Origin of the sequence: Pseudomonas sp. TWR1-1-3, from assembly GCF_049896805.1 — a bacterium.
Lineage (GTDB): Bacteria > Pseudomonadota > Gammaproteobacteria > Pseudomonadales > Pseudomonadaceae > Aquipseudomonas > Aquipseudomonas bubulae.
In genome coordinates this window covers 211087-235798 of record NZ_JAFCUZ010000005.1, presented here as the reverse complement: position 1 = coordinate 235798, position 24712 = coordinate 211087, and the positions used below count along the sequence as shown (strand labels likewise).

Sequence of the window (24712 nt, the reverse complement as noted above, 5' to 3'; positions counted from 1 at the left end):
CGAGGAACGCATCATTTTTTCAGGCGCCCGCCGCCTGCCTGCATTCAAAAGAGGCTAATCCAGTGGCATTGACGATTCTTGGCCTGTCCGGCGCCCTTAGCCATGATCCCTCCGCAGCCCTCTATATCGACGGCAAGCTGGTAGCGGCGGCTGAAGAAGAGCGCTTCGTACGCGATAAGCATGCAAAGAACCGCATGCCCTACGAGTCCGCAAAATTCTGTCTTGAACAAGCGGGTATCAAACCTTCCGACGTTGACGTGGTGGCGATCCCGTTCGCTCCGATCAGCTTGTTCGGCAAGGCTCGCTGGCACTACGCCAAGCGCTACTGGTACGCCCCGGATCGCGCCCTTGACGCGATCCTGATGGGCAACCGTCGCTACAAGCGCTACCGCAACAAGATCGTGTTCTGCCTTGAGCAGCTGGGCTTCGACCCGAAGAAAATCAAGATCGAACCGGTCGAGCACCACCTGGCTCACGCATCCAGCGCCTACCACTGCTCGGGTTTCAAAGAGAAAACCGCGATCCTGGGCATCGATGGCAAGGGTGAGTACGCCACGACCTTCTTCGGCTACGGCGAAAATGGCAAGATCACCAAGATCAAGGAGTTCTTCGACCCGGACTCCCTGGGTGGCCTGTACGGTGCAATCACCGAGTTCCTCGGTTTCGAGATGCTCGATGGCGAATTCAAGGTCATGGGCATGGCGCCGTACGGCGACGCCAGCAAATACGACTTCTCGCGTCTGGCCTCGTTCGAAAACGGCGAACTGGTGATCAACACCGAATACGCCAACGTGATCGGTCTGCGTCGCTACAAAGAGAACGGCAAGGGCTTCTACTTCTCGCCAAAACTGATCGAGTGGCTGGGGCCCAAGCGCGAAGGCGATATCGCCGACGAGCCGTACATCCACTACGCGGCCAGCATGCAGGCGCTGTTTGAAAAACTGTCGCTGCAGATGATCGACTACTACCTGGGCGACATCCTCAAGGAAACCGGCAAGATTGCCTTTGCGGGCGGCTGCGCGTTGAACGTGAAGCTGAACCAGAAAATCATTGCCCGCCCGGAAGTCAAAGAACTGTTCGTACAGCCTGCGTCCGGTGATGCCGGTACCGCAGTCGGTGCAGCGGCGTATGTATCCCACGCTCGCGGCGTGCCGGTCGAGAAGATGGAACACGTCTACCTCGGCCCTGCGTACAGCAACGAAGACGTGATCGCGGCCTGTGCCCGTCACCCTGGCAAACCTGCCTACCGCCGCATCGAAAACACCCCGGAGCGCATCGCCAAGATCATGGTCGATGGCAACCCGGTAGCGTGGTTCCAGGGGCGCATGGAGTTCGGTCCGCGTGCATTGGGCGGTCGCTCGATCATCGGTTGCCCGAGCAGCGAAGGCGTGGCAGACCGCATCAACGAACAGATCAAGTTCCGCGAGCGCTGGAGGCCTTTCTGCCCGTCGATGCTCGACACCGTAGGCCCGCAGATGATCAAGGTCGATCACCCGGCACCCTTCATGACCTTCACTTTCGAAGTGGCTGAAGAGTGGAAGACCCGCGTGCCGGAGGTTGTCCATGAAGATGGTACTTCCCGCGCCCAGGTGCTCAAGCGCGAATACAACCCGCGTTATTACGACATGATGAAGGCGCTGGAAGTGCTGACCGGTAACGGCGTTTCGCTGAACACTTCGCTTAACCGTCGTGGCGAGCCTATGGTTTGCTCCCCGACTGACGCGCTGAACATGTTCTTCGGTTCCGATCTGCAGTACCTGATCATGGAAGACATCCTGGTGGTTAAAGACGGCGCCGAGACTTATGAATCGCTCGACTGAGCGTCATGTGCTGCAGTTCTGCCACGGCTATGACGGGCCGTTCCTGGACTGTGCGCGCCAGTACGCGAGCCTGTTTGCCGGTACCGGGTACAAGGTCACCACGGTCTTCCTGACCGGAGCAACCGACCCTGAAGTGGCAGCAGGCTGTGCGTCTGATGAAGTGATCTTTATGGAATTCAGCTCCAGGGCCATTCGTGGCCTGAAGCTGGGTGCCATCGCCAGGCTGCGCAAGATCGCAGCCTCGCGCAATTTCAGTTTTTGCATCGCCCACCGCTTCAAGCCGATTTATATCGCCTTGTTGGCCACCGGTTTGCCGGTGATCGGCGTGCATCATGCGTTTGGCGATTATCAGCGTCGCAGCCGCAAACTGTTTGCCCACCTGTTTCGCAAGCGCCTGAGCCTGCTCGGTGTTTCCGACGCGGTGCGTGACGACATGCGCAAGTGCCTGCCCAAGTGGCCAGCAGGGCGTATCAACACGCTCTATAACCGTATCGACATCGATGCGGTCCAGGCCGGGCAATTGTCTGGCACCCCGGCGCGCGAAGCGTTGGGGCTGTCGGTCGATGGCTTTATTGTCGGCAACGTCGGTCGCCTGCATCCGGACAAGGACCAGGCCACGCTGATTCGCGGTTTTGCCCTGGCGTTGCCCAATCTGCCGACTGACAGCCAACTGGTCATTATGGGCAAGGGGCGTCTGGAGGAGGATCTCAAAGAGCTGAGCAATGAGCTGGGGATCGGCGATCAGGTGCTGTTTTTGGGCCAGGTGCCTGATGCACGCCGCTATTTCAGGGCCTTTGACGTGTTTGCGTTGAGCTCTGATCACGAACCGTTTGGCATGGTGCTGCTTGAGGCTATGGCTGCCGGTGTGCCGTTGCTGGCAACGGCCTGTGGCGGTGCCAAAGAAGTGGTCGAGGGCGTGGGGATTTTGTTCCCGCTGGGCGATGCCGAGCATCTGGCCCAGGGCCTGCAGCACCTGGCTCAACTCGATGATGAGCAGCGCATGGCTTGCGCCGAACTGATGCTTGAGCGTTTGCACGAACGTTTTAGTGATCGGGCGGTGCGCAATACCTTCTGGCACTTGGCGCAAGTCACCGACCTGATTGCGGAGTCCTGATGCTCAATCGATTTCAAGGCTGGCGTGAGCGCGGCTGGAGCGTTGTGGATTCCGGCACTTATGCCGATGCCTGGCAGCGTTTTGGCGGCAGCGTCGCTACCCACCCGATGGTCGTTGAACGTCTGGCGCAGTTGGCCGGTATTCCTGTGCGTTATCTTGCCTGGGAGCAGGACGGCAAGCTGAAGGCGGCGATCCCGACCTGGGGGCGCGATCTGGCCTTGTCCAAGGATGTGCTCAAGCGTCATGGCAAAAAAGGTCTGTTCGATCTGGGCAACGCCGAGCTGATCCTGCCCGCAGCTGCGGATGCAGCGGCGCCTTTGCGTCATCGAGCACGCTACCTGTCGCAGCTCAATGAGGGCCGTTTCAGCAATCTGCTGCCGCAAGCCGAGCAGTTGGCGATGGCTCGCACGCCGGAAGAACTGTCGAAAAAATTCCGCTACAACCAGCGCCGCGAACTGCGTTTGCTGGAGGAGGCGGGTGGGGTAGTGCGCCCGGTTTCGGAGTTTTCCAGCGTTGAGCTGGCAAGCATTTATTGCGATCTGTTTTTGCGCCGCTGGGGCTTTGTTGCCACAGGGGCCGAGCGGATGGCCGAGGTCATCGAGCTGTTGCGCGAGCTGTTGATCGGCTCGGTGATTTTCCTCAACGATGCGCCGATAGCGATTCAATTGGTGTACCGCGCTGAGTCGCCCGAGTGGATCAGTGTCGAGTACGTCAATGGCGGTGTTGACCCTCAGACCCGTGAATTCAGCCCTGGCAGCGTGTTGAGTTTTATCAATACCCAATCTGCCTGGGAGCAGGCCCGCAGTCTCAACAAGCCTTTGCGCTTCTCGTTCGGCCGCGCCGACCGTGAATACAAAGAGCGTTGGTGCAACCCGGTGCCCGTGTTCAAAGTCTGAAACACAAATCTTGTAGGTGCGGACTTGCTCGCGATGGTATCACTGCGTTTTTTAACATCCCGCAGTGCCTGCATCGCGAACAGGTTCGCTCCCACGAGAGATCAATCACAAGAGCCTAGCCATGAGCCAACCCGCCTCGCGCAAACAGCAACTTCTCAAGCGTCATCGGCGCAACAAGCGTATTGGCCTGCTGATCGGCCTGCTGGTGCTGATTGCCAGTGGCGTGTTGCTGGCCTGGTGGTTGCCGCCGGTGTTGGCGGTGCTGGGCTGGGTGGCCCATGAAGCATGGTTTGCCGATCATCTGTTCTATTCGCCCAAGGACGATTACCAGTACAGCTTCCCGGCCGGCAGCGAGCAGCCGGCGGTGCGCCTTGAGGGCGACAAGCTGGTAGCGGAGCAGCCGCTGCAACTGGCAGGAGATGAAACCCTGATCCTGGAGGTCAAGGTTAACAGTGGCTGGCTGGGACGCTTTGTTGACCCGTATGTGCAACTGTCGGGTGGCGAGTCGGCGGACCGGCAAACTTTCGAGCGTGGCGTGAATGGCCAGCGCTACCTGAACGTGAGTGGTTGTGCGCAGGCGCTGGTCGCGGGGCAGTTGCGTGTGCGCGGGCGCTACTGCCGCGTTTTGGGCCAACCTGAACTGCGGATTTTCCGTCAACCCGATTATCGCCAGCAGCGGATCATGGTTGTCGCACCCCACGCCGATGATGCTGAGCTGGCCGCGTTTGGCCTGTACAGCCAGGCCAAAGAAGCCTGGATCGTGACCCTGACCGCTGGCGAAATCGAAGCCGGGCATTATCAGCAAATGGGCCTGCCACGGGCAGAGGCCGCCCGCCTCAAGGGCCGTTTGCGCGCCTGGGACAGCATGGTCGTACCGCGCTGGGCCGGGGTGCCTGAAGCCCATTGCGCGCAATTGGGTTATTTTTGCCTGCAATTGCCCGCCATGCAGGGCGCTCCCGATCAGCCGATGGCCTCGCGCGAGGCCGATTTGAGCGACATTCGCGTATTCCGCCAATTCAACCCGTTCCCGTTGCCCGCCGATCAGGACGGCGCGCCGACCTGGCATAACCTGCTGGCCGACTTGCGTGCATTGATTCTGCGCGCGCGCCCTGAAGTGATCGTGCTTCCGCACCCGTCAATCGACCCGCACCCGGACCATATCTGTGCCCATGACGCTGTCATCGAGGCCCTTGAAGGCCTGGAGTGGCAGCCGACCACGGTGCTCGGCTACGCCAACCACCTGCATGACAACGATCGCTGGCCGATGGGTAACAGCGGTGACGGCATTGCCTTGCCGCCGGTGTTCGATGCCACGCTCTGCCTGCGCCCTTGCAGCCTGCCGTTGAGCCTTGCACAGCAACGCGACAAGGCCATGGCGCTGGGGATGATGCATGACCTGCAGCCACGGGCTGCGCTCAAGCGCAGGATTAGACGATCGATACAGCAACTCCTGGCAGGCAGAAAGCCATCGCCTTATGGCGAGAATGAGTTTTTCCGCAAGGCCGTCAGGCGTCATGAGCTGTTTTGGCAACTAAAATAATAAGCACATATAAAAAGCGGTCATAGCATTGACCCTAATCTCGACCTTTACATTGAGTTCCCTGTGATAAAACCATCACCGCGTATTTTATTTGTGATCCCGTACTTCGGCCGGTGGCCGTTCTGGATGCCGTTTTTCCTAGAAAGCTGTCGGCACAATCCCGATATTAACTGGCTATTTTTCAGCGACTGTGGGGTACCTGAAAATCTGCCGGCCAATGTGACCGTTGAATCGATCAGCTTTACCGACTATTGCCGTAAGGTTTCTGAGCGCCTGAAGATCAATTTCGCACCCAAAGAGGCTTATAAACTGTGCGATATCAAGCCGGCGTTGGGCTATATCCACGAAGATCGTCTGCAGGGCTATGATTTCTGGGCCTTCGGCGATATTGATCTGGTGTACGGAGACCTGCGCAGTTATTTCACCGCCGAGCGGCTGGCCCGCTATGACCTGTTTTCAACCCACGAACGCCGGGTCGCGGGGCATTTGTGCCTGATGCGCAATACGTCATGCAAGCGCGAGCTGTTCATGCGGATAAAGGACTGGCAGCAGCGCTTTACTGACAATCAGCATCATGCGCTGGATGAAGGTGCCTTCAGCCGGATCTTCCTGTGGCGCAAGAACCTGCCCAAACCGCTGTTCGAGCTGGTGGGCAAGTTCAACCCGCTGCGTCGCACCAGTGAGTTTACCGAGGCCTTCAGTACCCCCGGCGGCTGCATTAAGTGGCATGACGGCACGGAAAATTTCCCGGGCAAGTGGTTCTGGAAAAACGGCATATTGAAAAACGATCGTGACGGCGATCACACCTTTCCTTACTTTCACTTCGTGTGCTGGAAGCGTAACGAGTGGGCCAAGCTGCCTGCTCCCGATCCAGTTGCAATCCAGCGTCTGGCGGCAGAGCCTGCCTGGGTTATTGATGCCACCGGATTTCACCGGGGAGAGTTATGAAGCGTTCCAAGGTTTTGCAATTGCAGCCCGACTACAACGTCAAGTCCCATGACTTTGCCGACCTCGCCGAGCAGATCGTACGCGCATTGCCCCGTGAGCATTACGAGATCACGGCGGCCTTTTTGCGTGGGCGCCCGGGGCCGGGCGAGCCAGTGAGCAAGGCCGACCACTCGGTGTATTTCGAGTTCAGCGACAAGTCGCTCAAGGGCATGCGGTTGCGCGCCATGTGGGCGTTGTACAAGTTCTGCCGCAAAGAGCAGTTTGATGTGGTGATCTGCAACCGCTTCAAGCCGGTGAACATGATGCTGCAGCTCAACCGCTGGCTGAAAATCCCGCTGTGCGTGGGTATTTCCCACGGGTTTGGCGAGTACGACCGTTTTTACCGGCGCAGCCAGGCCAAGCGCCTGATCGACAAGCACTGGCGCTTTGTCGGCGTGTCGCCTGCGGTCAAACAGTACCTGCTGGACTGCCAGTGCGGTTTCACCGACGCCAATACTTACGCGATCACCAACGCCATCGATATCGAGCAGGCCGAAGCCCTGCAGCTGCCACGCCAGCAGGCGCGTGAAAAGCTCGGCCTCGATCAGGATGCGCGGATGATCGGCGCGCTGGGACGTCTGGTGCCTATCAAGGGCCACCGCTTTTTGCTGCAAGCCTTCGCGGCATTGAAAGACAAATACCCGAACGCGCAATTGGCCATTATTGGTGCCGGCCGCGAGGAGTCGCGTTTGCGCGAGCAGATCGGGCAACTGGGGCTCGATGGTCGTGCGCATTTGTTGGGCTTCCAGGAGAACGCCCTGCAGTACGTGCGTGCTTTTGATATCTGGACCATGCCTTCACTGGCCGAAGGCCTGGGGCTGGCGCTGCTCGAAGGCATGAGTGGGCACTTGCCGGTGATCGCCAGCAATGTGCCGGCCATGCTGCCGCTGATTGAAGGGGCGGGTGGCCTGGCGGTGAAGCCCAGCGACGTGGCAACGCTTACCGCAGCGCTGGACGAGTACCTGGCCCTGTCGGACGACGCTTTGCGAACCAAGGGCGAGCAGGCGTTCCGCTACTTGCAGCAAAACCACGACATTGAGGTATTCCGCCAGGAGTATCTGGACCTGATCGACTCGGGCCTGCGCCAGGCCCGTAAGGAACACCCATGACTGACTCGCAACCCCTGGTGACGGTGATCATCGCCTCCTACAACCACGGGCCCTACATAGAACAAAGCATCCAGAGCGTTCTGGATCAGACTTATCCCAATATCGAATTGCTGGTGATCGATGACGGCTCGCCTGATGACAGCGTGGAGCGTATCCAGCGTTTGCAGGCGGTACATGGTTTCGACTTTCGAGTGCAACAGAACCAGGGCCTGACCAATACCCTCAATGGTGCGATTGCCCGGGCCAAGGGCAGCCTGATCGTGCCCTTCGGTTCCGATGACATCATGATGCCGGACCGTATCGCGGTGCAGGTTGCCTACATGGATGGCAAGCCGGAAGTGGGGATTTGCGCGGGCAATATCGAGTTGATCGATGCCAATGGCAACCTGTTCCCGGAAAAACGCCAGCGCCGTGATGTACCGTTCCGGCGCCTGGACTTCGATGACATGTTCCTGGAGCGCAAACCGTATCCGCCTGCGCCGACCCTGATGATCCGCCGTGAAGCACTGGACAAGGTGGGGGGGTTTGACCCGAGCATTCGCCTGGAAGACTTGTATATCGAGCTGAAGATTACCCATGCAGGGTACTTTATCGACGGCCTGAACGTGGTGATGGCGCGCTATCGCAAGCACGCGACCAACTCGTACAAGAACCACCGGTTCATGATCGACAGCATTCTGCGCATTTATGCCCAGTTCAGCGATCACCCGCTGTACGACGAGGTGCGCTACAAGTTCCTCAATTCCATGTTCCTGAAAACGGCCAACCGCAATCGTGCCCTGGCTCGCGAGCTGTTGGCGCAGATTCCGTTCAAGCGCTGGACGGGCAAAACCTGGCGTGGGCTGGGGCGGCTGTATTTCTCACCCCTGGAAAAAGACTGACGGCGTGCGAGGGGTTATTCCGGCTCGACCTGTGAGGTTGTCCGGGTACGCCGGCGCAGTCGGCGCACAACCCTTTTGCCTGCGGCCATGCCCGGCTTCTCGATGTAGAGGAAGCTCAGGCTGCTGAGCACAATCAGCAGGCAGCTGCTCAGGGCCGCCAGCAGCAGGAACACCAGCGGCTCTCTGGTATCCAGTGGCAGCCCCAGTGGCAGGCGTTGCAACATCAGCCAGATCAGGAAGCCGTGTAACAGGTAGGTGCTGTAGCTGATTTCACCCATCCAGCGAATGCTGCGCTTGGCCAATGCGCCAAACAGCGTATGCCCGGAGGCGATGATCGAGAACGCCAGGGTAAGCAACAGCAGCGGGAAGAACGCAAAGCTCTTGCGGAACAGGGTCAGCACGGCCATCAGCACAACCAATGCAATGACCCCTGCAACGGGCGTCCGGCTCCAGGCCAGCAGCCTGGGCGTGCGTACCCAGTACGCCGCGGCCACGCCACCGAGAAAGCTCATCAGAATGTGCTTTTTCAGCGAGTGCTCCCAACCTACCACCTGATACAGCGCATAGATGGCGATCAGGCACAGTGCAGTCTGTCGCCAGTCGCTGCGGTACAGAAACACCATCCCGAACAGCGGCAACGCCATATAGAAGAACACTTCGTAGCTCAGGGTCCAGGTGACGTTGGCAATCAGCCCGCCGGTTTGCGGGAATTGATTGATGTCCGGGCGATCAAAAAACAGCCAGGCCAGTATCTGGCCGGCAATCTCCAGCGGGGTGTCCTTGAGTGTCCAGTCCTGGATGTAGAACACGCTGACAATCACCAGCAGCATCAGCGGCAAATATAGCGGGTACAGGCGGAAAACCCGGGACACGGCGAAGGCCAGCCAGTCGTATTCACGGCCTTTCTCGAGCAAACGCCCCCAAAACAGAAAGGCCGTGATCATGAAAAACAAGGCCACGCTGGCCAGGCCGATCTGGGCGTAGAACCGGGTCGAGGGCATTTCAAATGCCCCGGTATGCAGGAACACCCAGGTAATGGCGGTGTGGTGAATGAACACACCAAAGGCCAAATAGCCGCGCAAGCCATCAACACTGCTATAGCGGCCTTGAGCTGAGTGCTCCAGATTGCGCTGGATGGTCGGCGACCACCGCAGCAGCAATGCTGACGTCATGATCGCCAGGCCATAGGCCAGCACCGCCCACAAGGGGTTACTGCTGTCCAGGCTCAAGGCGCGTTGGTTTGAGCAAGTGCCATAACCTGGTTGCGCAGGCTTGTAACGGCAGGGGCGGGAGCCAGGGTGGCATAACCTTGCAGCAGTTCGGGCAGTTGCTCTTCGAACAGCCAGCGACGGTCTTCGGGGTAGCGTTGCATATGCCGCAAGTTGCGCTGGCGCAGGGCTATGCGCAGTGCCGAAGGATAAAGATGCATGTCGGCGATATCGATCAGGGCGAACTCGCCATCGTCCATCAACAACACATTGCCCAAGTGCAGTGAGCGGAAGTAAACGCCCTTGTCATGCAGGATCGCCAGGAACTTGCCGAAGCGCTCGACCAGGGCCTGGCGCATGGCCGGCGAACCCATCGACTGCATGACCTGGCGCAGGGTCTGGCCGGGCAGTGGTTGGTACAGCACGGCAGTGCTGCCATTGCGCAACTGAAACAGGTCGAGGATTTTCGGCGCGGGAATGCCCATCGCCTGCAAGCGCTCACTGTTGACGGCAAAACGTTCCGAATAAGGGTTGAAGCTGCCCGAGGTATAGCAGCGGCGTGCGCGGAACAACTTGAGGAAGTTGCCGTTTTGCAGGCGCAGCACCTTGGGCCCCAAGCCATCTTCTTCAATCACCTGGGCATGGCTGGCAAGGGTATTGAAGGCGGCATCGGACAGGCGGTGAACCGGCCTGTCGCGCAGGGTCTTGAGGCGCAGGCCGATATTCAGTGCGGCGATCAGGGCCAGCGGGATCCACAGCAGATACCAGTGTTCCTTGGGGCGCGAGATGATCCCTCCACCCTCGGTCAGGCCGGCACCGATACCGTATACCAGCCAGGCGGAGGCCAGGATGAACAACGGCTGCACGCGGTGACGCCAGCTGCTGTACAGGCCCCAGGCCTGCATGAACAACCAGGGCAGCAGGCCGAGCAAACCGACGTAGAAAAGTACCCCCAGGAAAAAATTATGGGGCTCGCTCAGGGGGTACTCGGGGTGCTCGGACAGCGTCAGGGACAAGTGCGCGTCATAGCCATGGCCGATCCACGGGCTTTGCCCGATCAAGTCCAGCGCCATCTGCCACAGTTCAAAGCGGAACGAGCTGCCACGGCCGACGAGCATGTCCCAGAACAGTGCCGCCACCACCACGCTGCCGATGGCCAGCATACTGATCAGGGCCAGCGAGCGCCGGTTCCAGCAGATGAAGCTGAGCCAGACCATAGCCATCACGATGGCCACCAGTGGAGTTCTGGAACCGGTGGCGATCAGCGCGACGAACATGATGACAAAGGCGGGAATGGCCACAAACAGGGCTGGCGGGCGCTTGCAGGTCATGCCCAGGGTTAGCCAGTAGATGCAAAAGAACCCGAATGCGTGGGAGCTGAGCAGCGGATTGTCGAACGCACCGGCTCCGATCATCCGCAGTTGCGGATCATGGTTGGGGTAGAACATGTACAGGTTGTACAGGGTCGCGACCAGGGCAATGACTGCGGCACCAAAAATGACCGGCTGCAGGCTGTCACTGCGGTATTTGACCAGCAATGTACCGCCCGCGAACAGCATGAACAGGTGCAGCGGGGGTTTGAACAGGCCGAGAATGCTCTCCTCGGTGTTGCTCCAGATCAGGCTGACCATGGCCCAGGCAGCAAACAGCAGGAAGCCTGCGATCAACGGTTCACGCAAGATGTCCCGGAGTTCTTTGGGCCGCAAGACAAGGGCAATCAGGGTCGGAATGCTGAACAGCCCGTAATACAGTTTGTGATGCAGGCTTCGTCCAGGCAGAAAATAAAGGTCGGATAAAAGTAATAAAAGGCCGACAGGCAGCAGCCATAGGCAAATGAAATCAAACACCCGTTGTTTTGAATAATTTAAGTAGCTCAATTGCATGCTGAAAGGTTCGTTCCAGATTTTGGACGGCCATACTAGCGCACTGGCCCTGTAGTGTCGTTTTTACTGCCCCACGAGGCCGGGCTACAAGCGGCAGTCAGTACACCAGAGAAGCTGTGATAAAGTCAGCTTCCTTTTTTACTAACCGCCGCGTGATATGACCGAATCCAGCCCCAGCACAAGCGAATCGAGCTTGAAGATATATCTGCGCCTGCTCAGCTATGTCCGGCCTTATGTCGGCCTGTTCCTGCTGAGTATCGTCGGGTTTCTTATTTTCGCTTCGACCCAGCCAATGCTTGGTTACATCCTCAAGTATTTCGTCGATGGCCTGTCCAATCCGGACGCAGTGCTGTTTCCTTCCGTTCCCTATTTGCGTGATCTGCGCCTGTTGCAGGTCGTGCCGATCCTGATTGTGTTGATCGCCGCATGGCAGGGCCTGGGATCCTTCCTGGGCAACTACTTCCTGGCCAAGGTCTCCCTGGGCCTGGTACACGACTTGCGGGTTCAGCTGTTCAACAACCTGCTGGTCTTGCCCAACCGCTATTTCGACAAGCACAACTCGGGCCATCTGATCTCCCGTATTACCTTCAACGTGACCATGGTCACCGGTGCTGCCACCGATGCGATCAAGGTGGTGATCCGTGAAGGCATGACAGTCGTGTTCCTGTTTGGCTCGTTGCTGTGGATGAACTGGCGCCTGACGCTGGTTATGGTCGCGATCTTGCCACTGATTGCGGTCATGGTGAGCACAGCCAGCAAAAAATTCCGCAAGCAAAGCAAGAAGATTCAGGTTGCGATGGGTGACGTAACCCACGTTGCCTCGGAAACCATCCAGGGCTACCGCGTTGTGCGCAGCTTTGGCGGTGAGGCGTATGAGCGCAAGCGCTTCCTGCAGGCGAGCCAGAGCAACACCGACAAGCAACTGCGCATGACCCGCACCGGGGCTATCTATACCCCGATGCTGCAACTGGTCATCTATGTAGCTATGGGCATCCTGATGTTCCTGGTGCTTTACCTTCGTGGTGACTCGTCGCCTGGCGACATGATCGCCTACATTACCCTGGCCGGCCTGTTACCCAAGCCGATTCGTCAGCTGTCTGAAGTCAGCTCGACGATCCAGAAGGGTGTAGCGGGTGCCGAAAGCATCTTTGAACAGCTGGATGAGAAACCGGAGGTCGATACCGGCACTGTTGAGCGCGACCACGTCACTGGCCGTCTGGAAGTGCGCAATCTGAGCTTCACCTACCCGGACACCGACCGTCAGGTGCTCAGGGACGTGAGCTTTTCGGCCGAACCGGGGCAAATGGTGGCATTGGTGGGGCGTTCCGGCAGTGGCAAGTCGACATTGGCGAACCTGATCCCGCGTTTCTATCACCACACAGCGGGCGAAATTCTGCTCGATGGCGTTGAAATCGAAGATTACCGTCTGCTCAACCTGCGCCGTCATATTGCCCAGGTAACCCAGCATGTGACCCTGTTCAGCGATACCGTGGCCAACAATATTGCCTACGGTGACCTGGCGGGTGCCCCGCGTGCCGACATCGAAAAAGCCGCGCGTGATGCTTACGCGATGGACTTTATCGAGCAATTGCCACAAGGCCTGGACACCCAGGTCGGTGAGAACGGCGTGCTGCTTTCCGGCGGTCAGCGTCAGCGTCTGGCAATTGCCCGGGCGTTACTCAAAAACGCACCGCTGCTGATCCTGGATGAGGCCACCTCGGCGCTGGATACCGAGTCCGAGCGCCATATCCAGGCGGCACTCGACCACGTCATGAAAGGTCGCACCACGCTGGTGATCGCTCACCGGCTGACCACCATCGAGAAAGCCGATCTGATTCTGGTGATGGATCAGGGCCAGATTGTCGAGCGCGGTACCCATGCCGAGCTGATGGCGCAAAACGGTTACTACGCACGCTTGCACTCGATGGGGCTTGATGCGCCTGAGGTCTCCGGCGATATCGCCTGAGGCCTATACTGATACCTGTGGAGGCAGGCCTGCCTCCACGGGGAATCTTCATCTTGAGTCTTGTAGCTCATGTCTGATTCTCATTCGCTGCGATTAATACCGTGAACTGACCTGCGTTCACCCTGTGTTAATATCGCGCCCCTGTTCATTTTGTATGTGGGTTGTCCATGAAGTTGTCCATGCCGCGATTCGATCAAGCCCCTGTCTTGGTGGTAGGCGATGTCATGCTCGACCGTTATTGGCATGGCGGGACCTCACGGATTTCCCCTGAGGCGCCGGTGCCGGTGGTCAAGGTCGAGCAAATCGAAGACCGCCCGGGCGGCGCTGCCAACGTTGCGCTCAACATCGCTGCACTGGGCGCGCCTGCCTCGCTGGTGGGGGTGACCGGCGACGACGAAGCCGCCGACAGCCTGGCCAACCGGCTCAAGGGTGCGGGTGTTCGTGCACTGTTCCAGCGTATTGCGCACCAGCCGACCATCGTCAAGCTGCGGGTCATGAGCCGTCACCAGCAATTGCTGCGTATCGATTTCGAAGAACCGTTTGCCACCGACGCCCTGGCGTTGGGTGCTGAAGTTGAAAACCTGCTTGAAGGCATCAAGGTGCTGGTGCTGTCCGACTACGGCAAGGGTGCCCTGAAAAACCATCAGGTGCTGATCCAGGCCGCACGTGCCAGGGGCATTCCGGTGCTGGCCGATCCCAAGGGCAAGGATTTCTCGATCTACCGTGGCGCCAGCCTGATTACGCCAAATCTCAGTGAGTTTGAAACCATCGTCGGTGGTTGCACCGACGAGGCCGACCTGGTGGCCAAGGGCGCCAAGCTGATGGCAGATCTGGACCTGGGTGCCTTGCTGGTGACCCGTGGCGAACATGGCATGACCCTGTTGCGTCCGGGCTTTGCCGCCATGCACCTGCCGGCCCGTGCCCGAGAAGTGTTTGACGTAACAGGGGCTGGCGATACCGTCATCTCAACCCTGGCCGCAGCCATTGCTGCCGGTGAGGAACTGCCCCACGCCGTGGCCCTGGCCAATCTGGCGGCGGGTATTGTGGTCGGCAAACTGGGTACGGCAGCCATCAGCGCGCCGGAGCTGCGCCGGGCGATCCAGCGCTCAGAAGGGTCGGAGCGTGGTGTGCTGAGCCTCGATCAGCTGTTGCTGGCCATCGAAGATGCGCGGGCGCACAACGAAAAAATCGTCTTCACCAATGGTTGTTTCGATATTTTGCATGCCGGGCATGTGACTTATCTGGAGCAAGCGCGGGCCCAGGGCGATCGTTTGATCGTTGCAGTCAACGATGATGCTTCGGTGAGCCGCCTCAAAGGCCCGGGTCGCCCGATCAACAGTGTGGACCGTCGCATGGCTGTACTGGCCGGTCTGGGCGCCGTGGACTGGGTGATCAGCTTTCCTGAAGCCACGCCGGAAAATCTGCTGGCTCAGGTCAAGCCTGACGTGCTGGTCAAAGGCGGTGATTACGGCATCGATCAGGTGGTTGGCGCCGATATCGTGGCCGCCTATGGCGGTACGGTTAAAGTGTTGGGGCTGGTTGAAAACAGCTCGACCACAGCTATTGTCGAGAAAATTCGCGGTCAGTGATCGACCGCACACCCCCTGTGGGAGCGGGCTTGCTCGCGATCGGGTCGACTTGGTCTAACTGAAAAACCGAGTTGTCTGAATCGCGAGCAAGCCCGCTCCCACATGTGTATCTAAGACTTTTTCACCACCTTCCTGAATATCTGCCGCGCCTTGCCGGTCAGGCGCTTGAGCCGTGACTCGGGTTTGGGCGGGGTTAAACCCTGTTGCCGAACCCAATCCTTCCAGCGAATCCGCTCGTCATGGACCACCCAGCCGTCCTGCGGTGCAAAGCTCTCGGCCAGCCGCACGCCACGGGTACTGGCAGGCTGCAGACGGTCTTTGCTCAGGGTGTATAACTCGGCGCAGGGCCGGCCTTCCGTGAGCGGGATCAGGTACAGATCCGGGCGCTTGCGGTCCAGCCGCGCTACCAGTTGATCCCCTTCAAGCCGCTCTTCGACATGGAAAAGGCTCAGGGACTTGGCCTCTTTGGGCACTTCCAGACGCAGGTCGTAAATCAGTTGCAGCGATGCTGTCGGCAAGTGCACGTAGGTCCGTGGCCGCTCCAGCAAGGGCTGGCTGCCACAGCTTACAGGCCGTGTCGCACCGGACAGGGGTGTCAGGCGAAAGGGCATGGCCTCGCGGTAATGCAGCGCGGCGGCGTAGGGCGCAGGCAGCCATGTTTCATTGAACCGCCCGCTCAGCCAGCCTTCGGGGGTTTCCAGCAGGCACTCTTCGGCAATCTCCTGGATGGCTGTGTGCAGGGGCAGGCTGACCTCGTGGGCTGGCACGTAACCAGAGATCAGCTTGAGCACCACATCGCCCCGATCCTGACGACGCTGACGTACCAGCACCCAGTAGTCGCGACCTTGCCAACTCATGGTCAGTCGCACGGATACGCCAAGGTTGGCCAGCTCCAGCGAAAAACGCTCATTATCGGCAACCTTGACCGGGCGGCGCTTTAGCAGGGTCTGCGCGAAGTTCAACGGCATGCCGATGCTTTGATAGCTCAAGCCCTCTGGCGTGGCTTCGACAAATAACGGCAGGGTTTTGAAGTCGCTGGGGTTCTTGCGGATCAGCATGCGCGGCATGTCGGCTCCTCCTTGCGTCGGGGTCGGCCGCGTCGGCGGCTTCAGGTTTTACGCAGAACCTGCGCAACGGTCGCCACGTTATGGGCCAAGTGCAGCGGATTGATGGTGCCGACAATAGCACTGGCAACCCCGTGATGGCCAAACACCAGTTCGAAGCTGGCGCGCACCGGATCGACCCCAGGGCTCAAGCACACATGCCCGCTGGCCAGCGCCTTTTTAACCAGAATGGCCTTGCCGTGGGCCGCGGCGTAATCGATCACCGGCCGCTCGGCCTGTTCATTGAGGTTGTAGGTGACCATCGCGCAATCACCGGTTTCCAAGGCCTTGAGCCCTCCTTCAACGGTTTTGCCCGACAAGCCGAAACCGCGAATCTTGCCCTCGCGTTTGAGTTCGGCCAGGGTCTCGTAGACCTCGCACTCATTGAGAACCGCAAGGTCATTGCCGTCAGAGTGCACCAGTACCAGATCGATAAAGTCCGTTTCAAGACGTTGCAGGCTGCGCTCAACGGAGTGGCGGGTATGCGCAGCGCTGAAGTCGTGACTCGACTGGCCGTCGACAAACTCTTCGCCGACCTTGCTGACGATCACCCAGTCCTGGCGCTGACCACGCAATAGCGGGCCAAGGCGTTCTTCACTGCGGCCATAGGCGGGGGCGGTGTCGATCAGGTTGATGCCCAGGTCGCGGCTGAGCTTGAGCAGCATCTGCGCTTCGTTATCATCCGGAATCTTGAAGCCGCTGGGGTACTTGACCCCCTGGTCGCGGCCCAGCTTGACGGTGCCCAGCCCCAGTGGCGAAACCAGCAGGCCGGTACTGCCCAGCGGGCGATGGAAGTCGTGCAGGGTTGGCTGGCTCATGGCAACAGTTGCTCCCACGCGGTTTTTCCCAGGGGTGGACGTGGCAGCGGAGGGAGGGCCGGTGCATTGCCCGGTTTGATTCCGTCGTGCTCCAGCGCTTGCAGCACCCGGTCAGAGAAGTCCGGTGCCAGTGCCAGCTTGGTCGGCCAGCCGACCAGCAGACGGCCCTGGTCCGAGAGAAAAGCGTTGTCCGGGCGTACCAGCCCCGACTGCGCAGGCTCGGCACGGTTGACCCGCAACGTGGCCCACTGCGCCTGGCTCAGGTCAACCCAGGGCAGCAGGTTGCCCAGCTCTTTTTTCGCCACGGCGATTTGCTCGGCAGGTTCGCGAGCCACGCCATCGGCTTCGGCGATATCACCGCCCAGATACCACACCCACTCGCCATTGGCCGCGGGGTGAGTGGTTACCGTAATGCGTGGCTTGGGCCCACCGCCCAGGCAGTGGGCGTACAGCGGCTTGAGGCTGGGCCCCTTGACCAGCACCATATGCAGCGGGCGCAGTTGTTGGGCCGGAACGCTGATGCCGACACTGGCCAGCAGCTCGGCATTGCCGCCACCTGCACTGAACACAATACGCTGGGCGTGAATCTCGAGACCGTCGACCCGCAGGCCAATCAGTTCGTCGTTGTCAAACAGCGGTTCAATCACCTGCCCGGCCAGCAGGCCATCCCCCGCCAACTCCGCCAGACGCTCGATCAGGCTCGGGACGTCGACTACCAGCTCCGCCAGGCGATACACCTTGCCTTTGAAACGTGGATCTTGCAGGGCCGGGGGCAACTGGTCGCCCTTGACCTGATCGACCCGGCCACGCACGGCCTTGCTGGCAAAAAAGCTGGTGAGGTTGCCCGCGAGGGTGCCCGGCGACCACAGGTAATGGGCTTCGGAAAGAAGGCGCACACCACTCAGGTCGAGTTCGCCGTCGCCGGCCAGGGCTTCGCGCCAGCGGCGCGGCATATCGGCGATGGCTTCGGACGCCCCGGTCAGGGCACCGTGCAGCGCATATTTGGCGCCGCCATGAATGATGCCTTGAGATTTCACACTCTGCCCGCCCCCCAGGCTTTCACGCTCGACCACAATCGTGGAGAAGCCCTGGCGACGCAGGCGGGCATTGAGCCAAAGGCCGGCAACCCCAGCGCCGACAATCAGCACGTCGGTGGAAATAACAGATGGCATGGGCGACCTCGGCGTTTAAAGACAAAGACCGCAAGTATACAGCCTGATCCACAACCTGGCCTGAGCCTGTAAACCTGCGTAGCAGCTGCCGAAGGAACGAGGTGTGGTGTTTTCGTTGCTGGATTCAATGCCCCGCTGTTTTCGAGAACAGTTGAATCACCACCACCCCCAGCACAATCAGGCCCATGCCGAGCATGGCCGGGATGTCGAGTTTTTGCCCGTAGATAAACAGCGCTGCGACACTCACCATCACAATGCCCATACCCGCCCACACCGCGTAAGCCACGCCCACGGGAATGGTGCGCACCACCAGGGTCAGCATCCAGAATGCCGTGGCGTAACCGGCAATCACCAGGATCAGCGGCAGCGGTGTACTGAAACCCTTGATCGCTTTCATGGAGACGGTGGCGATGACTTCGGCGCAAATGGCAATGGCCAGGTAATAGTAGGCGTTCATGGTGGAGTCCTGAGTGTGGAGCGGGGCAATTTAGCAGCAAGGCATTCTAGTAGTTGTGAAAGTGTGTAGTGCGTTCTGGTTGCGACAGGGTAGGGAGTATTCGGTGCCATCATCGTGAATACTTTTTCAAGTAAACTCCGCACCCATGAATAGAACTCTCTACACCTTGCTGTTTCATCTGGGGCTGCCACTGGTGGCGATTCGATTGTGGCTGCGGGCGCGCAAGGCGCCCGCTTATGCCCGGCGTATTGGTGAGCGTTTCGCCGTGAATCTGCCGACCCTGCAGCCGGGGGGGATCTGGGTGCATGCGGTCTCGGTGGGCGAGAGCATCGCTGCCGCGCCGATGATTCGTGAGCTGCTAAAACGTTACCCACAGCTGCCAATCACAGTGACGTGTATGACACCCACCGGGTCCGAGCGGATCCAGGCGCTGTTCGCGAATGAGCCGCGTATTCAGCATTGCTACCTGCCTTACGACTTGCCGTGGGCGGCCGCGCGCTTTTTGAATCGCGTGCAACCCAAACTCGCGGTCATCATGGAAACCGAGTTGTGGCCCAATCATATCCATCAGTGTGCCAAGCGCGGCATACCGGTGGCGCTCGCCAATGCCCGCTTGTCGGCACGCTCGGCCAAGGGCTATGGCCGCTTCGCCCGCCTGACCCGGCCCATGTTGGAAGAAATGAGCCTGATTGCCGTGCAGACCGAAACCGAAGCCGAGCGCTTTCGTCAATTGGGTGCACGACCTGAGTGCGTTGAGGTCACCGGCTCGATCAAGTTTGACCTGACCATCGACCCCCAGCTGCTGGTCGATGCCCGGGAGCTGCGTGAGCAGTGGCAGGCTCTGGCTCGCCCGGTATGGATTGCAGCCAGCACCCACGAGGGGGAGGACGAGATTGTGCTCGCGGCCCATCGGCAATTGCTTGGCCATTACCCCAATGCGTTGCTGATGCTGGTGCCTCGGCACCCGGAGCGCTTCAATCAGGTATTCGAGCTGTGCCAGCGCGAAGGGTTTGCCACGGTGCGCCGTTCCAGTGGCGAGCCGGTCACCGCAAGTACCCAGGTCATGCTGGGTGATACCATGGGTGAATTGCTGTTTTTGTACGCGCTGGCAGACACCGCTTTTGTGGGGGGCAGTCTGGTTCCCAATGGCGGGCACAACCTGCTGGAACCGGCGGCGCTGGCCAAACCGGTGTTGAGCGGGCCACATCTGTTCAACTTTCTGGAAATCAGCGCGATGCTGCGCGACGCCGGAGCACTGGAAGAAGTGGACGACGCCCAAGGGCTGGCGCTGGCGGTACAGCGCTTGTTCGAGTTGCCGCAAGACGCCCGGCGCATGGGCCAGGCGGGCCTTAAAGTCATGCAGCGCAATCAGGGCGCCTTGCAGCGGTTGCTCGATGGCCTGGGACGGTTGATGTCGCGCTAGTCGGCCAGTGGCAGAAACCAGCGTTCGGCCAGGTCTTTACCAATCTGGCCGCGATGCACGTTTACGATGGCAGGGGCAGTTTTAGCCTTGTCCAGCTGGACGATGTAGCTGAATTTTCGCTGCTCTTTTGTCTTCAAGTGAGCGGCCGTGTAGTTCGCTTTCGGGGTATGGGCCTCGTCATAGTGAAAATGGGCATACCACAGCGGGCTGCCCTGGCGGTCGTTGACGGCGTACTCCTGCATATAGTCCTGCCGCTCACCGGTTAACGGGATGCGCTTGCCTAGCCCCGCTATCTGGACCTGTTTCTCATCAATCAGGTACTGCAGGTTGCCATGGGTCGGCGGCAGTTCGAAGCTCAACTTGATGCGCATCTCCCTGCCTTCCCTGATCATTTTTTGGGCAGCACTGCGCATGCTGTCGATCAGGGTCTGATCGTCCTGGGACCTTGAATCCTCGGCTTGGGTCTGCAGGGCCAAGTGCAGTTCAGTGGCCAGCTTGTCGAGCTTATTGGCTTCGCGAATGAGTTCTTCTTCGACTTCCTGCGGGTAGCGGGTACTCATGCTGTGCACTGTGGCCTTGTGCAGATGCCATTCGGACAAGGCGTAAAGTTTGCGCGCATCACCCTTGATGATATTCAGTGCCCGTGTGCGCGGTGATTCAGTGCGCACGGTTTTAATCTCGATCCATTCGTCCTCGTGCTGCAAATAAGTCGACAGTAATTGCTCGTCATAGTCTGAGCGGATTTCAATGACATCACTCAGCCATTCGTTGTCTGCGGGCCGGAGTTCGCCGATCAATTTGCCCTTGCCACGGACATGAATCACTTTTTTGGAGCGACTGCCAGCGGTAGGTGGAGTGCGCTTTCCAGGTCTTTGTGCAGGGGGCTGCGGGGGCGGCTTGATCTCGGCCGCCAGTTGGCGGGTGACATCCTGATAGAGCTCTGTCAGCAACAGACGAAGCTTTTTGAAGTACTCGGGATCCAGTTCATCGGCATACATCAAGCCAATGCCTTCCAGGGCATCCAGCGCCTGGCCGTAGTTCTCCGCGAGGCTGTCCAGTACCTCCAGGCGTTTGTCAGCGTCGATTTCCAGAGTATTGAGCTGGTTATGGGTGTGGGTGTGCTCATTGAGCGGGTCAATGGCGCTATCAAGGCTTTCTTCTGTGAGACTGCTTGCGGAGGGGGTGGAGCTGGCCTGTTTCAGGCAGTCGAGCTGAAAACCCTTGAGAGTCAGGCTGGTATGTCCGGCCGCAGGTATTGAGCGGGCCAGTTCGGTAGCGGCAGCGATGCCCGCTTCGCCGAAGTTGTACAACTGCTCCAGATAGCCGTCTCTTTGCTCGATACGTTCTATCGTGATCTCGTTGATTGCCACCTGCTCGCGGTTTGACTGTGCATACCCCTGGGGGTCTGCCTGTACCGCGGCCTCGATATTAGCGTCCTCTGCATTGAACTGCGGCCACTTGTTGATCAGGGCTCTTTGTTCGTTTGCCGAGACAACCAGGGAGATGATCCGGTTGTCGAAGGACTTCTCCAGCATGGAAATCACGATCGTTTCGTGAAAGGGGATATCAAGCTTGCTGCGTTCCTCGGCAGTGGCCAGCAATGCCTGGTAACCGCTCAACTCCGCGTGCAGTGCGGTTTTGAGCCTCTCGCGTAAAGCGGCGAGCTGCTCGGCAGTGAAGCGTGGGTCTGCCATTGCACTCCTCAGGGCGCTGTGGGTGATATCAACGGCCTTCTGCCGCGGAGCTTCAAGGGGGTAAAAATCAGTCAGCTGTGTTTGCAGTTCACTTTTACGCCGGGCTTTTTGCGCTTGCAGGGACGCTATGCGTCTGGAGAGGCCCCCAGCCTGTAAACGCAGGCGGGTGTCTACAAACCAATTACCTTTACCATCCGTTCTCAGGTTCGGGCCAATGCGATTGATATCGGTGCTTGAAGAGATGGCGACATTATCTTCGCTGTCGATGTGCACGGGGTACAGCCCTTCACCGAGCAAGGCGTGCCACTTCTGATCAATTAAATAAAGCCCCTTGAACAGGCCGTCGGGTATCGGAGGCGGTAAAGTTTCGGGTCGCGCCACCTTGAAACTGGCCAACAGCTCGCGTCTGCTGGCAGTCAGGCGATCGCTGGCGCTGGCGATGCCCAAGTCCAGCTCGGTGCTGCGGGCACCAGGCAACTCGCCGGGCAGGGCCACGATGCCCGTGACAATTTTGGGCGGCTCCGGCTCCGGCCAGATTTCGGCGATACGGGCCGGCGCCTGCGCTCGCAAGGCCTTGCCCATTAACCCTTCTGGAAGTGGTGTGAGTTTTTGCAGAGCCGTCTGGGACTGGTGGAACAGCAACATGCCCAGGTTAAGCAATACATCGGCGGCTGCCAGCTCGCGAGTCGCGGCGTCACTGCTGGCAAGAGCGGGGATGTCCTGGCTGGCCAGTTTCGCGACACTCAGCAAACCGCCGGTCAGCATGATGGGGGGTGGCAAGCCCGGCAGCAGCAACAGGCTGTTGAAAATCAGGCTGCCACCTTCCAGTAGCACCCCCCAGCGGCTTTCCGTATTGGACACCGAATCTGTGTTCGCCTGCTCCACCAGCGCCCTGGCATTACAGCCAAAGAGGTACTGCATCAACTGGCCGTTTTGTAGAAATTGCAGTAACTCGTCGCTGCCGTTGGTGGCCAGCCTGGCAGGACCCGGCCGTTCAATCGGAGCGAACTCACTGCCCAAACCGAAGCGCAGGTAATGTGGCTCCTTGAAGCCGCCGTTGTCGTAGATCGGACGGGCAATGTCACTCAACCAGGTCAGTACGCTGGTTTGCAGAGGCGAGGGCTCGGCAATGGCGTCCAGCAGTGCGTCGCGGGTGCTGAACTCCAGCAGTGATGGCGAGTAAAAAGGCCGGTACAGCACATGTGGCCCATACTCGACGTTGGCCGGCTCGATGATAAACATATTGCCCACAATGTCGGGCAGGGCTTCGGGGTGGCGTAGCAGGGCCAAATGACGAATGACCACTGCCAGTCCTTCGACCTGTTGCTCAGCGGCGCAGGTATGTACCACTGCGGCCACATGGCGGGCGCCCAGCGGGGTCAGGCCATTTTGTTTTTTCAGGCTCAGTTCCAGCGCTTCCATCGGCAGTTGCACGCTGGTTTGAGTGGCGAAAAACCTTTCGCGCACCAGGGCGTCGGGTGTGTTGCTCAACAGTGCGTTTTCAAGATACTTGGGGTACACCCTGCCGATATCGACCTTTTCGATCAGCCCGCCGCGTCGGGTGATGTAGTCGGGCGTCAACCATCCTGGCAGTGGCCCGCCCAGGCGATGGCGCAGGCTGAGTGCACCTTCGGGCCGACCGATCAGATTTTTCAGGGACAGCTCGGTCAGGCTCATGGTGGTGCTCTCCACGATGCCGATGGTCCCGGGCAGGCCGGTGGCGGACAGAAAAGTCAGCTCGATATCATTGGGTGCAAACTGATCCATGCGCTCTTGCATGGGGATATCTTGCTCGAATTGTCGCTGGTCGGCGCGCATTTGCCAGTGCAACGCGTCGGCGGCATAGGTGTGGATGTCGCTGATGCCATACAGGTAGGTCTTGCCTTCGCTGGCCTGTTTGGCGGCATACAGGGCAAGGCTGTAATGGCGATAGCGTGCGATGCTGGCCGCTGACGCGTTATTCAGCCATTCGGGCAAGTGGTTTTTGACCGTTGTAAGGCTCTGCAAGGTGGCTTTGGGCGCGTCGGCAAAGTATGCCGAGGTATCCGTGATGGACCTGTAAACCCTTTGCAGTGCCTGCCAGCCGATACTGGACGGCACTTTTAGCGTGGCTGTGCGTTCAAGTTGCCGGTTCAGAATGGCGGCGGCGCTGGCATCGAAAAAATTACCCTCCAGCTCAAATTGCTTCATGCGAATTTCTTTTACGGTGTACGAGCTGATGATTTTCCTGGCCCAGGCCTGACCCAGTGTGGCCATGCTTTTAAAGGTGAGGGTGTCGCCGTCAGCTTTGCACATCAGCACCTGGTTTCGGGTGACCAGAGCAATCCTTGTATTGAGCCCGGAGTAAACCACCTCAGGATTCAGCAGGGTGGCTTCGAGCCAATAGGCGCGCACAGCGTTCTCGCCATACAGGCGGATACGCTCTTCGAGGTCAGGCGTGGTGATGACCTGGTTGATGGCAGCAAGGGCGGCCGGGTTCAGACCGGTTTGCCGAATTGCACCAATTGTCAGGGTGTCCCGCATCACATCGCTGAGCCACCGCCAGCGGCTGGTGCCGGTATCGGTTTTTTTTGTCCACCACTGGTGCAGTGCATTCTGCAGTCCGACGGGCAGGCGCCAGGGGAGCTCCTTGACCAGGCTTTCGATAACCTGCATATCCAGCTCACCGTCATCGGGCTTGAGCCAGTCGGGGGCGTTATCGGTCAGGTAGTAGGGTTGTGTGTTGACGGGGCTTAAATCCAGCGTGACACCGCTACCCAGGTAATCCAGCACCCGGGGCATGAACGGCTCCAGCGACCAGCCTCCACCGGGCCTGGGCACGGCCAGGCGGGTGCGTTCGAGGCTGATTCGCAGTGAGGGATAGCGCTGTGCAATGGCCGCTGCGAGCATTTGCCGGGCGACCGTTGTGAGTGGGGGCGGGTTGGCGAACTGTGCCCGTACGGCATTTTCGGGCAGGGCGAGGGAGGGCGAGGGGACTGTAGGCATGAGCGTTCCTGTGTTGCGTTCCAGAAGGTCATACGACCGATGCCGTATTAACTTCTGGAGCGTTCAA

At 59.4% G+C, this 24712-nt stretch carries 17 protein-coding genes; 10 read left to right on the top strand and 7 right to left on the bottom strand.

Annotated features, from left to right (window positions below; all coding sequences use genetic code 11):
* Positions 1-62 precede the first annotated feature (62 nt).
* The 7 genes from ACP7BE_RS19500 to ACP7BE_RS19470 all read left to right on the top strand — a co-directional run bounded on the left by ACP7BE_RS19500 (position 63) and on the right by ACP7BE_RS19470 (position 8347).
* On the top strand, positions 63-1820 hold the full coding sequence (locus tag ACP7BE_RS19500) for a carbamoyltransferase family protein (RefSeq protein WP_095000915.1): 1758 nt from the start codon (positions 63-65) through the stop codon (positions 1818-1820).
* Positions 1804-2934 (top strand): glycosyltransferase, encoded by a 1131-nt coding sequence (locus ACP7BE_RS19495; protein WP_095000916.1) that lies wholly within the window; start codon positions 1804-1806, stop codon positions 2932-2934. The genes ACP7BE_RS19500 and ACP7BE_RS19495 overlap by 17 nt, the downstream gene beginning before the upstream one ends.
* Positions 2934-3830: an antimicrobial resistance protein Mig-14 gene (locus ACP7BE_RS19490; protein WP_095020182.1), complete on the top strand. Its 897-nt coding sequence runs from the start codon at positions 2934-2936 to the stop codon at positions 3828-3830. Before ACP7BE_RS19495 ends, ACP7BE_RS19490 begins: the two co-directional genes overlap by 1 nt.
* Before the next feature lie 121 nt (positions 3831-3951).
* Positions 3952-5370 (top strand): PIG-L deacetylase family protein, encoded by a 1419-nt coding sequence (locus tag ACP7BE_RS19485; RefSeq protein WP_095026319.1) that lies wholly within the window; start codon positions 3952-3954, stop codon positions 5368-5370.
* 63 nt (positions 5371-5433) lie between these two features.
* Positions 5434-6318 carry a DUF6625 family protein gene (locus tag ACP7BE_RS19480; protein WP_170943714.1) on the top strand — a complete coding sequence of 295 codons (885 nt, stop codon included), beginning with the start codon at positions 5434-5436 and terminating at the stop codon, positions 6316-6318.
* Positions 6315-7466, top strand: a complete 1152-nt coding sequence (locus ACP7BE_RS19475) for a glycosyltransferase family 4 protein (protein ID WP_426106931.1) — start codon at positions 6315-6317, stop codon at positions 7464-7466. Before ACP7BE_RS19480 ends, ACP7BE_RS19475 begins: the two co-directional genes overlap by 4 nt.
* Complete coding sequence (locus tag ACP7BE_RS19470) at positions 7463-8347, top strand: glycosyltransferase (protein ID WP_095017695.1); 885 nt, start codon at positions 7463-7465, stop codon at positions 8345-8347. Before ACP7BE_RS19475 ends, ACP7BE_RS19470 begins: the two co-directional genes overlap by 4 nt.
* A gap of 14 nt (positions 8348-8361) precedes the next feature.
* On the opposite strand, the gene ACP7BE_RS19465 is transcribed toward ACP7BE_RS19470, so the two are convergent.
* On the bottom strand, positions 8362-9570 hold the full coding sequence (locus ACP7BE_RS19465; RefSeq protein WP_232527670.1) for an acyltransferase family protein: 1209 nt from the start codon (positions 9568-9570) through the stop codon (positions 8362-8364).
* A 2-nt stretch (positions 9571-9572) separates the two neighbouring features.
* Positions 9573-11438 (bottom strand): bifunctional O-antigen ligase/aminoglycoside phosphotransferase family protein, encoded by a 1866-nt coding sequence (locus ACP7BE_RS19460; RefSeq protein WP_095025245.1) that lies wholly within the window; start codon positions 11436-11438, stop codon positions 9573-9575.
* 157 nt (positions 11439-11595) lie between these two features.
* On the opposite strand from ACP7BE_RS19460, the gene msbA reads away from it, so the two are divergent.
* Positions 11596-13404 (top strand): lipid A export permease/ATP-binding protein MsbA, encoded by a 1809-nt coding sequence (gene msbA / locus ACP7BE_RS19455; RefSeq protein ID WP_095000924.1) that lies wholly within the window; start codon positions 11596-11598, stop codon positions 13402-13404.
* 167 nt (positions 13405-13571) lie between these two features.
* Complete coding sequence (hldE, locus tag ACP7BE_RS19450) at positions 13572-14993, top strand: bifunctional D-glycero-beta-D-manno-heptose-7-phosphate kinase/D-glycero-beta-D-manno-heptose 1-phosphate adenylyltransferase HldE (RefSeq protein WP_095000925.1); 1422 nt, start codon at positions 13572-13574, stop codon at positions 14991-14993.
* Positions 14994-15103: 110 nt separating this feature from the next.
* Here the strand turns inward: hldE and ACP7BE_RS19445 are convergent, their stop codons facing one another.
* From ACP7BE_RS19445 to ACP7BE_RS19430, 4 genes are all read right to left on the bottom strand, one after another.
* Entirely contained in the window at positions 15104-16060 is a 957-nt protein-coding gene (locus tag ACP7BE_RS19445; protein ID WP_095000926.1) for a metal ABC transporter ATPase, read from the bottom strand.
* A gap of 41 nt (positions 16061-16101) precedes the next feature.
* Positions 16102-16914, bottom strand: a complete 813-nt coding sequence (locus tag ACP7BE_RS19440; protein WP_095000927.1) for an aldo/keto reductase — start codon at positions 16912-16914, stop codon at positions 16102-16104.
* On the bottom strand, positions 16911-18086 hold the full coding sequence (locus tag ACP7BE_RS19435; protein WP_095017691.1) for an NAD(P)/FAD-dependent oxidoreductase: 1176 nt from the start codon (positions 18084-18086) through the stop codon (positions 16911-16913). Before ACP7BE_RS19435 ends, ACP7BE_RS19440 begins: the two co-directional genes overlap by 4 nt.
* Before the next feature lie 124 nt (positions 18087-18210).
* Complete coding sequence (locus ACP7BE_RS19430) at positions 18211-18543, bottom strand: DMT family transporter (protein ID WP_095000929.1); 333 nt, start codon at positions 18541-18543, stop codon at positions 18211-18213.
* 145 nt (positions 18544-18688) lie between these two features.
* On the opposite strand from ACP7BE_RS19430, the gene waaA reads away from it, so the two are divergent.
* Positions 18689-19966, top strand: coding sequence for a lipid IV(A) 3-deoxy-D-manno-octulosonic acid transferase (waaA, locus tag ACP7BE_RS19425; RefSeq protein WP_095020188.1), 1278 nt, complete (start codon positions 18689-18691; stop codon positions 19964-19966).
* On the opposite strand, the gene ACP7BE_RS19420 is transcribed toward waaA, so the two are convergent.
* The gene (locus tag ACP7BE_RS19420; protein WP_426106926.1) at positions 19963-24645 is read right to left on the bottom strand and encodes a dermonecrotic toxin domain-containing protein; all 4683 of its coding nucleotides are present in this window, start codon (positions 24643-24645) and stop codon (positions 19963-19965) included. The two genes, waaA and ACP7BE_RS19420, sit on opposite strands and share 4 nt — an antisense overlap.
* Positions 24646-24712: the final 67 nt, after the last annotated feature.

Bases quoted from the DNA above. Each gene is read 5' to 3' on its own strand.
- ACP7BE_RS19460 (WP_095025245.1), bottom strand. From the start codon at position 11,438: ATGCAATTGAGCTACTTAAATTATTCAAAACAACGGGTGTTTGATTTC.
- ACP7BE_RS19495 (WP_095000916.1), top strand. From the start codon at position 1,804: ATGAATCGCTCGACTGAGCGTCATGTGCTGCAGTTCTGCCACGGCTAT.
- ACP7BE_RS19420 (WP_426106926.1), bottom strand. From the start codon at position 24,645: ATGCCTACAGTCCCCTCGCCCTCCCTCGCCCTGCCCGAAAATGCCGTA.
- ACP7BE_RS19490 (WP_095020182.1), top strand. From the start codon at position 2,934: ATGCTCAATCGATTTCAAGGCTGGCGTGAGCGCGGCTGGAGCGTTGTG.
- ACP7BE_RS19445 (WP_095000926.1), bottom strand. From the start codon at position 16,060: ATGCCGCGCATGCTGATCCGCAAGAACCCCAGCGACTTCAAAACCCTG.
- ACP7BE_RS19430 (WP_095000929.1), bottom strand. From the start codon at position 18,543: ATGAACGCCTACTATTACCTGGCCATTGCCATTTGCGCCGAAGTCATC.
- hldE (WP_095000925.1), top strand. From the start codon at position 13,572: ATGAAGTTGTCCATGCCGCGATTCGATCAAGCCCCTGTCTTGGTGGTA.
- ACP7BE_RS19475 (WP_426106931.1), top strand. From the start codon at position 6,315: ATGAAGCGTTCCAAGGTTTTGCAATTGCAGCCCGACTACAACGTCAAG.
- waaA (WP_095020188.1), top strand. From the start codon at position 18,689: ATGAATAGAACTCTCTACACCTTGCTGTTTCATCTGGGGCTGCCACTG.
- ACP7BE_RS19485 (WP_095026319.1), top strand. From the start codon at position 3,952: ATGAGCCAACCCGCCTCGCGCAAACAGCAACTTCTCAAGCGTCATCGG.
- ACP7BE_RS19440 (WP_095000927.1), bottom strand. From the start codon at position 16,914: ATGAGCCAGCCAACCCTGCACGACTTCCATCGCCCGCTGGGCAGTACC.
- ACP7BE_RS19470 (WP_095017695.1), top strand. From the start codon at position 7,463: ATGACTGACTCGCAACCCCTGGTGACGGTGATCATCGCCTCCTACAAC.
- msbA (WP_095000924.1), top strand. From the start codon at position 11,596: ATGACCGAATCCAGCCCCAGCACAAGCGAATCGAGCTTGAAGATATAT.
- ACP7BE_RS19435 (WP_095017691.1), bottom strand. From the start codon at position 18,086: ATGCCATCTGTTATTTCCACCGACGTGCTGATTGTCGGCGCTGGGGTT.